General features: G+C 35.8%; 14 protein-coding genes. 2 read left to right on the top strand and 12 right to left on the bottom strand.

Annotated features, from left to right (window positions below; translation table 11 throughout):
• Window positions 1-200: 200 nt before the first annotated feature.
• The 5 genes from MKZ30_RS02515 to MKZ30_RS02495 all read right to left on the bottom strand — a co-directional run bounded on the left by MKZ30_RS02515 (window position 201) and on the right by MKZ30_RS02495 (window position 6,423).
• On the bottom strand, window positions 201-608 hold the full coding sequence (locus MKZ30_RS02515) for an NUDIX hydrolase (RefSeq protein ID WP_002363212.1): 408 nt from the start codon (window positions 606-608) through the stop codon (window positions 201-203).
• Window positions 609-633: 25 nt separating this feature from the next.
• Window positions 634-2,421, bottom strand: coding sequence for a glycerophosphoryl diester phosphodiesterase membrane domain-containing protein (locus tag MKZ30_RS02510; protein ID WP_002420071.1), 1,788 nt, complete (start codon window positions 2,419-2,421; stop codon window positions 634-636).
• Between the two features lie 29 nt (window positions 2,422-2,450).
• Window positions 2,451-2,960 (bottom strand): SA1002 family membrane protein, encoded by a 510-nt coding sequence (locus MKZ30_RS02505; protein WP_002383029.1) that lies wholly within the window; start codon window positions 2,958-2,960, stop codon window positions 2,451-2,453.
• 166 nt (window positions 2,961-3,126) lie between these two features.
• Entirely contained in the window at window positions 3,127-3,510 is a 384-nt protein-coding gene (locus MKZ30_RS02500; RefSeq protein WP_002358745.1) for a DUF6568 family protein, read from the bottom strand.
• A gap of 24 nt (window positions 3,511-3,534) precedes the next feature.
• A complete protein-coding gene (locus tag MKZ30_RS02495) occupies window positions 3,535-6,423 on the bottom strand; it encodes an isopeptide-forming domain-containing fimbrial protein (RefSeq protein ID WP_033601200.1) in 2,889 nt (962 codons plus the stop codon).
• 464 nt (window positions 6,424-6,887) lie between these two features.
• Here MKZ30_RS02495 and MKZ30_RS02490 point away from each other — a divergent pair, with 464 nt between their 5' ends.
• Window positions 6,888-7,292: a DUF1622 domain-containing protein gene (locus tag MKZ30_RS02490; RefSeq protein ID WP_002383026.1), complete on the top strand. Its 405-nt coding sequence runs from the start codon at window positions 6,888-6,890 to the stop codon at window positions 7,290-7,292.
• A gap of 20 nt (window positions 7,293-7,312) precedes the next feature.
• Here MKZ30_RS02490 and MKZ30_RS02485 read toward each other — a convergent pair whose 3' ends face one another.
• Window positions 7,313-7,831, bottom strand: coding sequence for a hypothetical protein (locus tag MKZ30_RS02485; protein WP_002420012.1), 519 nt, complete (start codon window positions 7,829-7,831; stop codon window positions 7,313-7,315).
• A 196-nt stretch (window positions 7,832-8,027) separates the two neighbouring features.
• Between MKZ30_RS02485 and clpP the strand changes: the two genes are divergently transcribed.
• Complete coding sequence (clpP, locus tag MKZ30_RS02480; protein WP_002355633.1) at window positions 8,028-8,621, top strand: ATP-dependent Clp endopeptidase proteolytic subunit ClpP; 594 nt, start codon at window positions 8,028-8,030, stop codon at window positions 8,619-8,621.
• A gap of 44 nt (window positions 8,622-8,665) precedes the next feature.
• Here the strand turns inward: clpP and MKZ30_RS02475 are convergent, their stop codons facing one another.
• The 6 genes from MKZ30_RS02475 to MKZ30_RS02450 form a co-directional block, all read right to left on the bottom strand.
• Complete coding sequence (locus MKZ30_RS02475) at window positions 8,666-9,184, bottom strand: DsbA family protein (RefSeq protein ID WP_033601199.1); 519 nt, start codon at window positions 9,182-9,184, stop codon at window positions 8,666-8,668.
• Window positions 9,185-9,296: 112 nt separating this feature from the next.
• Window positions 9,297-10,220 (bottom strand): DUF7916 family protein, encoded by a 924-nt coding sequence (locus MKZ30_RS02470; RefSeq protein ID WP_010715044.1) that lies wholly within the window; start codon window positions 10,218-10,220, stop codon window positions 9,297-9,299.
• A gap of 233 nt (window positions 10,221-10,453) precedes the next feature.
• Window positions 10,454-11,389 (bottom strand): DNA-binding protein WhiA, encoded by a 936-nt coding sequence (gene whiA, locus MKZ30_RS02465; protein WP_002358736.1) that lies wholly within the window; start codon window positions 11,387-11,389, stop codon window positions 10,454-10,456.
• Window positions 11,390-11,422: 33 nt separating this feature from the next.
• Complete coding sequence (locus MKZ30_RS02460; RefSeq protein ID WP_002355627.1) at window positions 11,423-12,418, bottom strand: gluconeogenesis factor YvcK family protein; 996 nt, start codon at window positions 12,416-12,418, stop codon at window positions 11,423-11,425.
• Entirely contained in the window at window positions 12,418-13,305 is an 888-nt protein-coding gene (gene rapZ, locus MKZ30_RS02455; protein ID WP_002355625.1) for an RNase adapter RapZ, read from the bottom strand. Before rapZ ends, MKZ30_RS02460 begins: the two co-directional genes overlap by 1 nt.
• A 165-nt stretch (window positions 13,306-13,470) precedes the next feature.
• Window positions 13,471-14,265 carry a YusW family protein gene (locus MKZ30_RS02450; protein ID WP_202566390.1) on the bottom strand — a complete coding sequence of 265 codons (795 nt, stop codon included), beginning with the start codon at window positions 14,263-14,265 and terminating at the stop codon, window positions 13,471-13,473.
• Window positions 14,266-14,421: the final 156 nt, after the last annotated feature.

Genomic DNA, 14,421 nt, shown 5'->3' with positions numbered 1-14,421 from the left:
GTTATTGCAAAAAATGTTGAGTGGCAAAAGGAGAAGTATAGTTTTTAAATATATAACTCAAATTACTTATCAAAATTGATTACTTAATTACTATAACATATTTATTAGAAATAAACAATGCCCACGACTTTCCCTTGGACTTTCTAAAATAATCAAAGATGCGCTTGACAAAGCCCTAGCAAAAGACATTCCTATTCTTTCTATTTCCAGTTAGTTTTATTTAACTTTAAATAATCACTACGCGCTAAATAATCAAATAGCGGAGCTAATCCTGGTGAAAAATTTACTTCCTCAAACCGCTTAATAAATTGTACGCCTTTAATTTTATTTGGTTCGTTCAGCGTAACTTTTCCTTGGGCTTGTTTAGCAAAATAAAAATGTCCTTGCCAAACGATTGAATCAAAAACGAGTGGTCCAGTAAAAATTTCTTCAAGTTCAGTAATTTCCACTGCTAATTCTTCTTTAATTTCACGAATCGCACATTCCAGCGCTGATTCACCAAGTTCTTGTTTTCCGCCAGGGAAATTCCATGTGTCTGGCCGATCTTTTAAGATAAGAATTTCATCAGATTGATTTTTAAGAAGTACTCGCGAAAATTCTTTTTTCATTTCGTTTAACCCTCTTCTTCATTTTTTATTGAGAAGCCACACTTGGCAGCATAAAAATATAATGCAAAATACGATCCGCATACGATGGATTTTTTTCAAAGTCATTGACTTCTTCATTAACTAACTCCAAATCATCGGTAATCACTCCAGCAACGTCCATAAAGAGCATTTTACTTAGTACCTCTGAGTCATTAACTGTCCAAGCATAAACTGCTTTTTTCTGTTGGTCAGCTTTTAAAATGAAGGTATCATTCAACGTAGTAGCTTCCATTGTATACAAATCAGCTTGTGTTTCTGGAAAAGTGAAATTATAGGGCAAAATAAAACTAACTTTTACTTTTGATTTGGCTTTTTTAAACGCTTTGATCACATTGTAGTCGAGAGATTGAACCTGATGGTTATTCTTTATCAAAGGACGTTCATATTTTTCAATAAAGTTAGAAAGCGCACCTTGACTATCTTGTTTAGACGTTTTAATTTCTACTAGTAATTTTTGTTTGGCTTGGTTTGCTTTCGCTAAATAATCATCAAAACTGGCAATTGGTGCTTCTTGGCCATTTTCTTTAACGATCATTTTTGTTAATTCAGCCAACGTAAATTCTTGTGGCGTGCCATCAACGCCGGCGAGTTCTTTAAGGTTTGCATCATGCATCACAACAAATTGATGGTCTTTGGTTTCTTGAACATCAATTTCAATATAATCTGGTTTAAATTTAATGGTTCTTTCCATAGCAGGAATGGTATTTTGTACGCCATTACTATTGGTGACCCCTCGATGCGAAATAATCAAAGGTTTTGATTCTAATAGCCCTGTTAAGTAAACAGCGTTGAAAATTATATAGCCGCCAAAAATGGTGAATAGTCCTAGGCCCATTCCGATAGTCACTAATTTATTACGTTTCGTTTCTTTGTCAAAGGCAACTTTTGTCGTCGTTTCTGCTTGAACATTTAATTGTGTATATAAGAAATTAATCAGTAATACTGAAAGCCAAGCATTAGAGACAAACTGTAAAAATTGGACAACCGTTAAATTTAAAATACCACCTAGCAAGCTAATGGTGTCGCTCAAGGTATCTAACTTCAACTGTAGAAGATAAAGTAACACATAAATAACATACGTTGAAACAAATACCGCGATCGTCACAAATGCAATATTACGAATAATGAACCATAATCGTTTGTTTGTCATTGACCAACTAGCCTTAACTGCCTCGCCTGCTTTTTTTCTCTCCAAAATCATTAATGGAAGCGTGTAAATGAAACGAATAGCTAAATACCAGACTAATAACCCAAAAGCCAGTAGCCCCACCAAGTAAGGAATTCGTTGGGACAAAAATTCAACAATAAAATCTGGAATCACGAATTTCGTCAATAGATTACTTTGGAAAATTAGGTTACCAAAAGGGACAATGACAACAAAATAACCGAAAAAGAATAACCACGAACGGGCACCTTGCTTTTTAAGAACTTTAAAAGATGCCTTGGTAACTCCTTTAAAATGAAAGCGATGGTCTTGCCGTATTTGAAAAATCCCTAATAATAAAAAGGTAAACTGATAAAAAACTGCACCTAAAAAAAGTAACAACAAGAGAATTAATAACACCAGAGCAAGCGGCTTTTCTAACAGTAAATTCAGGTTATTAAACGAAAGATAAGGAATACCTTGAGTTTTTAGTGCGTTGGAAGTAGCCCAACTAAAAGCCCCACCCACCAATAATAATAAAACATTTAAAGTAAAAAATAACCATAAGTACTGCAAGATGTCTTTAAAAAATTGCCTTGTTCCATTTTTAAATGTTTGCCAAGCAGACATACAAACTCCTCCATTCTAAAAGTATCTGATTAAAGTTCTTCCATACGAATCCTAAATAAAACAACGGCAATCCAAATTGAAATAAATGATGGCAAAATAACAATAATGATTGCGACTGGCTCATTAATAGTTCCTTTTAACGTATTTTTTACTTCTGAAGAAACAATAAACTGATCAAAAATCACTTGATAAATAGTAACATAAATCAATACCCATTGAATATAATATTCAATTATTTTCATTAAAGCGATGGGTAAAACAATTTTTTTCGTCGTTAAATTCAATAAAAAATATAATAAAAGACTCGTACTGATGATAACGACTATCCCTAAAAGAAATAACGACTCTAACTTCTCCCCTATTACGCTTGCAACGCCTATTGTTAATAATAAATACATAGCTACCGAAATTAAGATGCTCACACTTAGCATAACAGAAAACAAAAGCAATGCTTTAAGAAAAAGCCACTTATCCACTCTTTTATTTCCAATCAATAAACCTAAAAGAATCACCGACAAAAGTAAAATCAATTCAATCATTCGTTCCTCCTTCCAAAACAAATGAAAATAAATTCATATGTTCAAATTTATTTTATCAAACCAAAATGAATTTGTAAAACATTTCACATGTTATTTAATAAACGACTATTACTAGAAAAAAGACAAGTTTCCTATAAAGGAAACTTGCCTTGTCTTTTTATTCTTTTTACTTCGTTATTTTTTGATAGTTTGCGAATAATTGATTCGCATCTCCTTCTCCATCAATTTTCTTGAGATGGCCGTTATCTATTTTAAACATAGATGGCACATGTAAAACTTTATTTTCTCGGATAAATGTTGACCATTCTTTCATGGTCTCTTTGTTGGTTAATTCTACATAGTAAACCTGTTTAGGTGCTTGCAGTAGTTTCTCGAAATCCTGACAATCTGAACAGTTTTTCTTTTTTAAAACAACATAAAATGTTTCGCCAGAGTGTTTTTTTTCTTGATACTCATTAAAACTTAATTCCTTTTTATGCGGAATAAATGTAAAACCTACCAACAAACTAAGTAACAAAATTAACAGACTGAACGAAATTTTTTTATTCATGTTTTTTCTTCCTTTTTAGTTTGTCTAATTTTTTCTTTTTTTATTTTTTGTTATGCCAAAGCTAATAGCCACTATAAGGACAATTAAACCTGCGATCATGTAAAGTGGATTTACTGTTGTATTAGTCATTGGTAAATGAATTCCTTTACTTGCTGATTTTCCAAAATTAACTGGGTTCGTTGGTGCTTGATGATTTGTAGGCGTCAACGGTTTTTTCGGTTTTAGCGGTTGTTTAGGTTCAGGTTTTTTTGGATCTTCTGGTGTTGGTGCAGGTGGTGTTACAGTTGGTTTGTTGGAATGTAACACGTCACCTTCGTTGCCAAAGTTTAAGTCCGCTTGGTTAGGAATCCCGCCTTGTTCAATATAAGGTGCTAATTCTTCGTCCGTTGCATCAGCTTTAATTTTAGTGGTGATAGTCATTGTGTACGTATGTCCAGCTAAGTATGAGTAGCTGTCATCTTCTTTATTCATTTCAAAAGTTACTTTGTTATTTTCTTGTGTTACTTTGCCATTAGCTGTAACATCTTTGCCATTTTCATCAGTGACTTTCACGTCTGTGATGTCTAACACTTTATTAATGTCATCTACCATGCTAGCTTGGGTCCATGTGCTGGTTTCGTTGCCAAAAGTTGTTTTGACATTCCATTTAAATTCTTGGTCACGGTTGGTTAAATCTAAATGTTCTTGACCTTCGATATCTTTTGTAATCGTTGGATCTTCTGGCGTTGGTGCAGGCGGTGTCACTGTTGGTTTGTTGGAATGTAACACGTCCCCTTCGTTGCCAAAGTTTAAGTCGGCTTGGTTGGGAATCCCGCCTTGTTCAATATAAGGCGCTAATTCTTCGTCCGTTGCGTCTGCTTTAATTTTAGTGGTAATGGTCATTGTGTATGTGTGACCAGATAAGTAGGTATAACTGTCGTCTTTTTTATTCATTGCAAAAGTTACTTTGTTATTTTCTTGTGTTACTGTGCCATTGGCTGTAACATCTTTGCCATTTTCATCAGTGACTTTCACGTCTGCAATGTCTAACACTTTATTAATGTCATCTACCATGCTAGCTTGGGTCCATGTGCTGGTTTCGTTACCGAAAGCTGTTTTGACATTCCATTTAAATTCTTGGTCACGGTTGGTTAAATCTAAGTGATCTTGACCTTCTACGTCTTTAGTAATATTTGGATCTACTGGCGGCGGTGTTACAGTTGGTTTGTTGGAATGCAACACGTCCCCTTCATTGCCAAAGTTTAAGTCAGCTTGGTTGGGAATGCCGCCTTGTTGGATATAAGGCGCTAATTCTTCGTCCGTTGCGTCAGTTTTAATTTTAGTTGTAATAGTCATTGTGTATGTATGACCACTCAAATAGTCATAGCTGTCTGCTTGTTTGTTCATTTCAAAAGTTACTTTGTTATTTTCTTGTGTTACTTTGCCATTAGCTGTAACATCTTTACCATTTTCATCAGTGACAACGACTTTTTGGATATCTAATAATTGGTTAATATCATCTACTAAACTGGCTTGGGTCCAAGTACTTGTTTCATTGCCAAAGGCTGTTTTGACATGCCAATCGAAACTATCTTCACGATTGGTTAAATCTAAGTGCTCTTGATTTTCGATATCTTTTGTAATCGTTGGATCTTCTGGCGTCACGTCACACGCATGCGCATTGTCATTTTTAGGAATCATCGCTTCTGGAAATTCCTTAGCAATTGTTCCTTGATTCATTGTCCCACTACTTACAAGGGTTGCTGCATCAATCGCTGTATTTTCTTTGACTTCGTAGTGAATGGTGATGTTTCCTACGTAACCTTCTGTACTAGTTGCTGAAATGGTTTGTCCGTTAATTTGAACAGGCACATCATTTCCAGCATCGTCCGTAGCGGTCGCCGATTGAATATCAAATTGATTGGCAATCGTTAATGAAGCTGTTGCTGGTGTCGATTGCGCCAGACGATCTTTGACAATTTGTTTTAATTGGGTTGTAAAATCATCAATAGATTGGCTTGTAATAAAATCTTCTGGTGTGCTAGATCCTTGTTGCAACTCTTGTTTTACAAAAGGACCCACTTCTGTTTTATACTTATCAAAGTATGAATTCACTGAACTTAAAGATTCGACACTTTCCCAATACGCATTAATCATTTCATAGCCTTGGTTAGTAATTTCTTGGTTTAACGCTAAAACTTCTGCTGCAGCACCTTGGTAGTCATTACTATATTCCACTGAGACTTGAAGAGGATGTCTTGGATCTGGATATTCATTGATTGAATCATTGGTATTGGTTTTATGCAAGTAACCATCTAAACGTGTATTAGCGACCCCATCTGTCACTAATAGGAAATACGTTTTTCGATTCGTTAAATCTCCGTGTGTTTGATTGTACGTATCTAAAGCGAGTTTCAATCCTGGGGCGGTTGGCGTACCACCATACGTCCGAACGTCTCCAAAACCAGAGACAAACTTGCTTTTATCATGGGTTAATTGAGTATCAACACGCACATTCATGTCATAATCAGCTGAATTAATTTTTGTCTTTCCATCAGGAAACATAAATTGTTTTCCGCCGCGATATGAAGCAAGCATCACGCGGTCTTGGTCAGACAAGCCTTTAACAACTTCATCAATCGCTTGTCTTACATGTGGAAAATTATCTGAAAAACTACCACTGGCATCTTCAACAACCACTAAATCAACCGGTTCCGTTTCACCCGCTTGAACTGGGAAAGCAGCTTGTCCTTCCAATATCCGTTTACAATCAGCCAGACTGTCGTCTTTTACTTTCACCGTATTGGTCATTCCTTCTATATCTCCTGCTTTAACCGCTCCTTCAGCTAAAGCCAATGTGGGACTGAAATTTCCCACAACTGTTCCAGCGACAATCACCATTGTCGATAATAATTTCGTTGCTTTCTTAAACATTTTAATCCTCCCTATTTTCTTTCGCTAGTGTTTGGGACACTTGCTTCTCTTTACTTCAACTACAGCTCCTTAAATCTTTCATCAAGTCGATGTGTCTCCTTGCTTTTGTGACACATCTCTTACTCAATTTCTGATTCTATCACCTTTATAGGCTAAAACTTGGCAGTATTCGGCTCTTGAAAACGTAAAATTTGTCTTTTAAAAATTAATTAAAAGACTATCCACTGACAAAGTTGGTTTTCACTTACTTTTTGCTACTTGATTCTTTTCAAGACTCTTTTTTTACACAAAAAAAGTAAAAGAACCTTTACAGTCCTTTTACTTAATTGTTAGATGCTATTCATAATTTTCTTAGTTTTGTTCTATAAGCTGAATAGTTTAGCCCGTTTATTTCAACAATATTTGACGTTAGTCAACCGTTTCGTTATAGTTAAAGAAAAGGCTTTTTGGTAGGAGTGAATACGATGAATGAGTGGCCCCATCAGTTAATGACGCTTTTAACCCCACTTTTTGAGCTATGTATTTTAGGACTGAATGTTTTTTCAATTATTGTTTTAGTTTGGGGTGTTTGTTTAGCAGGAAAAGATTTCATTAAAAGTGAACGACAAAATCAAAGCCGCTTTACCTTAACCAAAATGAATACGTTCATCAAAAACTTCCTTGGTAGCTACATTCTGTTAAGTTTAGAAATTTTAATTGCTGCTGATATTATTGAATCTATTGTTAAACCAACTTTTCAAGATATTTTGAAATTGGCAACCTTGGTGATCATTCGTACAGTTATTTCTTATTTCTTACATAAAGAAATTGAAGACACTATGACCGATATGGAACAACAAGAAAAAGAACCAGATACCCCCAAAAATTAGCGGGTACGCTGGTTCTTTTTTTATTTAATCGCTTTAAAATAATGAAGTGGTTCGTTAGACAAACGCTGCATTTTACGTTTTTTATCTTCAATAATTGCTAAAATCTCGTCTGAAAAATTTTCCAAAATAACACGGCCGCCTTTATAGGTGTGCCCACCCATTTCAGCAACTTCGCTGGCCGTCAAAATGACTTTACGATGCGCAATTTTTTTGAAAAATTCTTCAATTAAGTACGTCGGTAAGTAAAAATTATTTTGAGCAGAAAATGATTCCAAATAAATAAAATCATCGATGCTGATGAAACAATCATCCATCGATAAGTATTCAATTGATCTGTCTATATATAATTCACGCTTTTGTAAAATTTCTTTGACTTTTTTATTTAATAAATTCAATGATTCAATTTCTTTAACCAAATGTTCTAGTTCACGATAACGTACTTCTTTTCGCTCTTTGTAAGATGAATGTAAGGCGGCACTTGCTGTGACTATTAGCGCACCGATGATTACACCGACCATTCCGGCGATAAAAACAAACATATTTTTCCCCTCGCTCTTTTTCTAATTTTCCATTTTAGTATAACATAATCCAAAAGTTTCGGATAAAAAATGACACAAAATTTTTCAAGCGACTTCGTTGACCTTTATTGACCAAAGAGGTATACTTTTCATAGGCATTCAAAGTGCTTTGTGATAGAATGACTTTAAAAGTTTCTTTATATAGGAGGATTTACTTATGAATTTAATTCCAACAGTTATTGAACAATCATCTCGCGGTGAACGTGCTTATGACATTTACTCTCGTTTATTAAAAGACCGCATCATTATGCTAAGCGGCCCTATCGATGATAATGTGGCAAACTCAGTGATTGCACAGTTATTATTCTTAGATGCCCAAGATTCAGAAAAAGACATTTACTTGTACATTAACTCTCCTGGTGGCAGCGTTTCTGCAGGCTTAGCGATTTTCGATACCATGAATTTCGTTAAAGCGGATGTCCAAACGATCGTATTAGGAATGGCGGCTTCAATGGGTAGCTTCTTATTAACAGCTGGTCAAAAAGGCAAACGTTTCGCTTTACCAAATGCGGAAATCATGATTCACCAACCACTTGGTGGCGCTCAAGGGCAAGCAACAGAAATTGAAATTGCTGCTCGTCACATTTTAGACACTCGTCAACGTTTAAATTCAATTTTAGCTGAACGAACTGGCCAACCAATTGAAGTGATTGAACGTGATACCGATCGTGATAACTATATGACTGCCGAACAAGCAAAAGAATATGGTTTAATCGATGAAGTAATGGAAAATAGTAGCGCCTTAAATTAAAAATAAAAAAAATGGAAACAGCGACCGTCGCTGTTTCCATTTTTTTATTTTTCAATGTATCCTCGTAATTCTTCTTCAGTGACACTTTCGTCAAAGATATGCTCACCAATGATGATCGTTGGTACAAATTGAATGTGCGCCGCATTGGCTTCAGCAATCACGGCGGAAACAAGCGTTGCATCTGTTTGTTCTTTTAAGCCAAGATTTTTTTCAGCATACGTCGCTACTTCTTCTAAGGTTAAGTTTCCCCATTCATCTTGCGTAGCAAACATTTTATGCAATGCTGACAGTGCTTGTTCAGGCGCTGAATAGTCAATGTAATGATGCATCACATTGCCGCGTTGTAAACTTTCTTTTTCTTTATCAAACAACTTAATGATACGTTCAACTTTACCACTTTTGACAAATTGTGCTAACAGTTCCTCAGACTCTTCAAACCATTTTCTGCAATAAGGACAGCGAACATTGATAAATTCTATTATTTTGATAGGGGCATTGCTCTCACCAATGTGAAGTCCTGTTTCTGTGTTAACTTTTGTTGCATCAATTACTGAAATATCCATAAAAAACCTCATCCTTTCAAACCTTTATTTCTCTTTTAGTATACCGTTTTTCAATAAAAAAATCATAAGACACGAATTCAAATTTTCTGAATTCGTGCCTCTGTTCACTTTTTTAACGATTAATCGAACGAGCCATTCTAGCAACAGTATGTCTTTTCCCACGTATCGCATCAGAAAGCTCTTTAATATTTTCAATACCAACTAAGCCCATATTGGCATCGCCAATATGTTGAATATCTACGCCTAAAATTTTATTTCTAATGCCGATAGTTTGGATAACTTCAGGTTGAGCACTTTCTTGTGAAGTTCCAATGGCACTCATAACTAATTTTCCTTTTGAATGTGCAAAATCCACAACTTCTTTGACTTGTTGATCAGTGATGCCCCAAACCGTGCCAACTGCTGGGACTAAGACAATATCAGCGCCCGCTTCAATAAATTGTTCAGCTGATTTTAAACTGACCACTGGTTCATCTACACCTGAACTGTGCATTTTTCCGGCAATAATGATGCCGTCAAAATGTTTTTTGGCTAAGGCCACGTTCTTAGCAATCAAGTCGTTGGTCACACCAGTTCCAGGATTACCTGTCAATAAGATAAAATCCAAACCCAGTTCATTGGCTTTTTTGAAAGTAGCTGCTGATGCTTTTCTACCTGGTTCGATTGAAACTCTTGTTGAAGCTAAGTCTAAATTTTCATCAACAGGTTCGACATTCATGCCAATCGGTAAACCGACTAGTTCTTTCAAACGATGAACAACCTCATCATTAGGGACACATGTTTCCGCAGTATATTGCCCTTCATAAGCGGCTACTACAATCGGTTGATTAACATCGAAAACATTCAATAAAATCATGTCTGCGCCATATGCTTTTGACATTTCCGCACAAGTGATATCACCTGCTACGGATGGATGAACTACCACATTTTCCGATAAAATTACGCGCCCTTCGCTCGCTTTAATACTCTGAAACAGCTCTTCTTTTGACATCCGTTTGATTTCTGATGCATTTGCACTAATTAATCGTTGAACCATTTTGACCCCTCCAATAGTTTTTAATGTTTTAGTTAAAAACAGCAATAAGTAATCGCTTGCATTTCATTACATGCAACATTCGTGCCAACATCGTTTCTTTAAAACACAGGTCAACACTACATTTCAGCGCTACACACTTTTTGCACACTTTAATTTTTTTTACACGCTTAAAGAAAAAGTGAAGGATAGCACTTCAAACGGAAATGTTATTCTTCACTTCTGGAGCAGAAAAGTTACGCACTTTTTTCTCGTAATTTTTCTGCAAATTCATTAATTTTTCGAATACGATGATTAATACCTGACTTAGAAATAGCTCCTGAAGGAATCATTTCCCCTAGTTCTTTGAGACTAACTTCCGGATACTCTAACCGTAATTCTGCGATTTCCTGAAGTTTCTCCGGTAATGACGTCAGCCCTACTGTACTTTCAATAAATTGAATATTTTCAATTTGTTTTGAAGCCGCATCAATGGTTTTATTTAAATTCGCTGTTTCGCAATTCACTAAACGATTTACTGAATTCCGCATATCACGGACAATCCGGACATCTTCAAATTTCAACATAGAGTTCGTGGCACCAATTAACGTTAAAAAGTCGGCAATTTTTTCAGCACCTTTTAAATAACAAATATACCCGTTTCGGCGTCCCAATGTTCGAGCGTTTAAGTCATAGTAATTCAACATCTTACAAATATCATTATTGTGTTCTTCATAAATTGAAAAAATTTCTAAATGATAGCGACTTGTTTCCGGATTATTAACTGAGCCAGAAGCCATAAAGGCCCCGCGTAAATAGGAACGCATTTTTTGTGCGTTACCCATGATTTCATTTGACACATTGCCATTAAAAACGACCCCATCCATAATATCCAAATCAGCTAGAATTTTTTGTGTATCTTGTTTTAGACGCACAATGTAAACATTATTTTTCTTTAGTTTCATTTTTTTACGAACTAATAATTCTGCTTGTGCATGGTAATGATCTTTCAGCAATGAATACATTCGACGAGCAATTGCAGCATTTTCCGTTTGTACATTCAAGACAAACTGTTGATTAACTAAGCTAAGTGAGCCGTTCATCCGAATTAATGCTGCTAATTCTGCTTTCGCGTGTTCTCGATGGACTTCTAAACCAGTCAACTCTTTTTTGACATCCGAGGCAAAAGACATCTAAGCTCCTCCTCTCTTGATTCTTTTGATTAATTAATATTTCGTTCCAAATACGATACGGAAAAGTTCTTCAACAACTTTTTCCCCATCATGAAAAACTCCGCCATCTCTTAATTCTAAAAAGTCTGTCGAAATAACTCGGCATCCTTCTTCACGTAATCCTTGAAAATCATGCTTTACTTGAACCAAATATTCATCATAAATTTCAGGATCCATGTAATTTTCTGGTACTTTTTCTGTGTTAACCAGCACTGTATCAACAAACTGCGCTTGTAGATGCTCGTTTAAGACACGAACATGATCTGCATCCGTAAAATGTTCCGTTTCCCCTTTTTGGGTCATGATGTTACAAATATAGACTACTTCGGCTGCCGTTTGTTTGATGGCTTCACCAATTTCTGTAATAACTAAATTAGGCAAAATACTTGTAAAAAGACTCCCTGGCCCTAACACGACCATGTCTGCTTCTTCAATTGCTTTGACGACTTTACGCGCAGCTCTTGGCTGCTCTTCTCCGTGTGTATTTGTTACAAACACATGGTCAATCGTCTTGCGATCCAGTGCAATTTTTGATTCTCCCACCGCCACTGAGCCATCTTTAAATACAGCATGTAACGTTAATGGCCGTTCTGATGATGGATAAATCCGTCCATCAACATGCATCATTTTTGAAAGCAATTGAATCGCTTCATACGTACTTCCTCTCATTTCTGAGACAGCAGCAATGATTAAATTACCGATTGCATGATTGGCAAAATGACTATCTGATTTATCAAAACGATATTGAAAAATATCTTCATATAATTGTGGCATATCTGACAATGCCACTAAAACATTTCTTAAATCTCCCGGAGGTGTCATGTTATTAATAGAGGACCGAAGCTCGCCACTACTACCGCCATCATCAGCGACCGTTACGACGGCAGTAATATCAACACTTTGATTTCTTAAACTTTTCAAAATTACTGGCAAGCCTGTTCCACCACCAACAACCACGATCTTCGGTTTACGAATTCGATAGGTTTTCATTAAGAGCGATTAACCGTTTCTTTTCTTTTTAAGCGGTCGCGGTGGGTAATATTTACATGGTAATCTTCCTCTTTTAATTCAGCGCCAACACGTTCTGTCAATGCAACAGAGCGATGTTGTCCGCCAGTACAGCCAATTGCAATGGTGACGCTACTTTTACCTTCTTTTTTATATCCAGGTAAGACTGTTCGCAGTAAATCGATAAATTTTGTATAAAATTCATCTGTTTCTGGGAAGCCCATCACATAATCATAAACAGGTTGATCCATTCCAGTTAACGGTCGTAGTTCATCAATATAATGGGGGTTAGGTAAAAAGCGAACATCCATAACGATATCTGCATCAATCGGCAACCCATATTTAAAGCCGAAGGACACCATTTCCACTCGAAATTCGTGTGTCTCTCTCGTTGCTAGTTCTTTATTCAAACGTTCCCGCAATTGACGAGGGGACAAGTCCGTAGTGTCAATGACCAACTGAGCATCCGCCTTGATTTCTTCCAGCATTGCACGTTCTTTACGAATACCTTCTGTCACTAAACCATCCATCGCCATTGGATGCGCACGCCGTGTCTCTTTATAACGAGAAACCAACTCTTCATCGGTGGCATCTAAAAATAAAATCGTTGTATCAATAAAATTAGTATTTTCAAGTTCGACTAACATATCCTGAATTTCTCTAAAGAAGGTCCGTGAACGTAAATCAATCACTAACGCAATCTTGGTAACTTTTCCAGATTCTTTAATTAATTCCCAAAATTTTGGGATTAAGCTTGGTGGTAAATTGTCGATACAGAAATAGCCCATGTCTTCAAAGCTTTGAACAGCGACTGTTTTTCCAGCGCCACTCATTCCTGTAATAATAACCAGTTGTAAATTTTCTGGCATATTCAACACTCCCTTCACTTGCATCACTATATTATAACACCCCGGGCGTATCAAAGAAAGCTTTTCAATCATTCTTATAAAGATTTCTATTCTTTCATAGAAAAACAGCATTGACAAAAATGTCAATGCTGTTTTAATTGCTGAATTATACTATATAACTCTGTGTTATTTTAATACAAACTCAATTTCTGTTTCATCAGTAAAATTAGCTTCAAACTCAAATTGTTTTACTTGTTCATTCACGGCTAACTTTTTCGTAATGTGTTCTTTAATTTGTTCATTTGTAGCTGTTTTGATTGACAATCTATCTAAAAGAGTCATGATTTTGTCTTGTGCTGCCTTACCTTCTAATTCTAAATCAGCAAATTCATCTTCATACGTTGCTTTAATTGTTCCGTTCGATTTTATTTCATAGGTGAACTCAATTTCATTTTCATCGTATTCGATTTCTACGTCAATCTCTTGAAGACTGGCAACAGTCGGTGTCGGTGTGGTTAGTTCATTGTCTGCTGTTTCATGGTCCCCGCCAACTTCAGGAGTTACGGTTTCCCACTTAAAGGTACCAATTTTAGCTGTTGCTAGATAGGGATTATTAATGGTAATGACTTTCAATTGAAGGTCTGAATGGTTGGCGATATCTGTTAAAATCCCCAGAGCCTGATATGTATTTTGTGTAAAACGTGTCGCAATATTTTGCGCATCAATTGTGGAATAGCCTAATGTTTCCCAGGTGATTTGTTGCTTTAATTCCTGATGAACGGCTTGTACTGTCGCCGGCTCCAATTGAATGCCCGTTGCTTCTTTTAAGTCTTTCTTGGTAAAACTCATTACTTTTTCATGGTCTGATTGTGAAATTAAAGTCGCTGCTTCCATTGTGTTACTATGTACAAAAGGTGTGATTCCGATAGCTAAGACCATTCCTGCTGTTAATAAACTTGTTGTTATTTTTTTGTTTTTCATTTAAGACTTCCCTTCGTGTTCATTGTTATTTTGTTAACAAACATAGTATATCTTTTAATTACACATTAAGTCAACATTTATTTTTAATTTTCATTAAAAAATTTTTGTTATTTTATAATAAAAGAACCTTGTTTCCCATAAAAACAAGGTTCTTTA

Origin of the sequence: Enterococcus sp. LX10 (genome assembly GCF_023539285.1) — a bacterium.
Lineage (GTDB): Bacteria > Bacillota > Bacilli > Lactobacillales > Enterococcaceae > Enterococcus > Enterococcus faecalis.
Note: the sequence above shows the minus strand (reverse complement) of the source record. Positions and strands in the feature narration are given on the sequence as shown.

What these genes read in the sequence shown, in the direction of transcription:
- MKZ30_RS02515 (WP_002363212.1), bottom strand. Translation starts at nt 608, where the DNA reads ATGAAAAAAGAATTTTCGCGAGTACTTCTTAAAAATCAATCTGATGAA.
- MKZ30_RS02510 (WP_002420071.1), bottom strand. Translation starts at nt 2,421, where the DNA reads ATGTCTGCTTGGCAAACATTTAAAAATGGAACAAGGCAATTTTTTAAA.
- MKZ30_RS02505 (WP_002383029.1), bottom strand. Translation starts at nt 2,960, where the DNA reads ATGATTGAATTGATTTTACTTTTGTCGGTGATTCTTTTAGGTTTATTG.
- MKZ30_RS02500 (WP_002358745.1), bottom strand. Translation starts at nt 3,510, where the DNA reads ATGAATAAAAAAATTTCGTTCAGTCTGTTAATTTTGTTACTTAGTTTG.
- MKZ30_RS02495 (WP_033601200.1), bottom strand. Translation starts at nt 6,423, where the DNA reads ATGTTTAAGAAAGCAACGAAATTATTATCGACAATGGTGATTGTCGCT.
- MKZ30_RS02490 (WP_002383026.1), top strand. Translation starts at nt 6,888, where the DNA reads ATGAATGAGTGGCCCCATCAGTTAATGACGCTTTTAACCCCACTTTTT.
- MKZ30_RS02485 (WP_002420012.1), bottom strand. Translation starts at nt 7,831, where the DNA reads ATGTTTGTTTTTATCGCCGGAATGGTCGGTGTAATCATCGGTGCGCTA.
- clpP (WP_002355633.1), top strand. Translation starts at nt 8,028, where the DNA reads ATGAATTTAATTCCAACAGTTATTGAACAATCATCTCGCGGTGAACGT.
- MKZ30_RS02475 (WP_033601199.1), bottom strand. Translation starts at nt 9,184, where the DNA reads ATGGATATTTCAGTAATTGATGCAACAAAAGTTAACACAGAAACAGGA.
- MKZ30_RS02470 (WP_010715044.1), bottom strand. Translation starts at nt 10,220, where the DNA reads ATGGTTCAACGATTAATTAGTGCAAATGCATCAGAAATCAAACGGATG.
- whiA (WP_002358736.1), bottom strand. Translation starts at nt 11,389, where the DNA reads ATGTCTTTTGCCTCGGATGTCAAAAAAGAGTTGACTGGTTTAGAAGTC.
- MKZ30_RS02460 (WP_002355627.1), bottom strand. Translation starts at nt 12,418, where the DNA reads ATGAAAACCTATCGAATTCGTAAACCGAAGATCGTGGTTGTTGGTGGT.
- rapZ (WP_002355625.1), bottom strand. Translation starts at nt 13,305, where the DNA reads ATGCCAGAAAATTTACAACTGGTTATTATTACAGGAATGAGTGGCGCT.
- MKZ30_RS02450 (WP_202566390.1), bottom strand. Translation starts at nt 14,265, where the DNA reads ATGAAAAACAAAAAAATAACAACAAGTTTATTAACAGCAGGAATGGTC.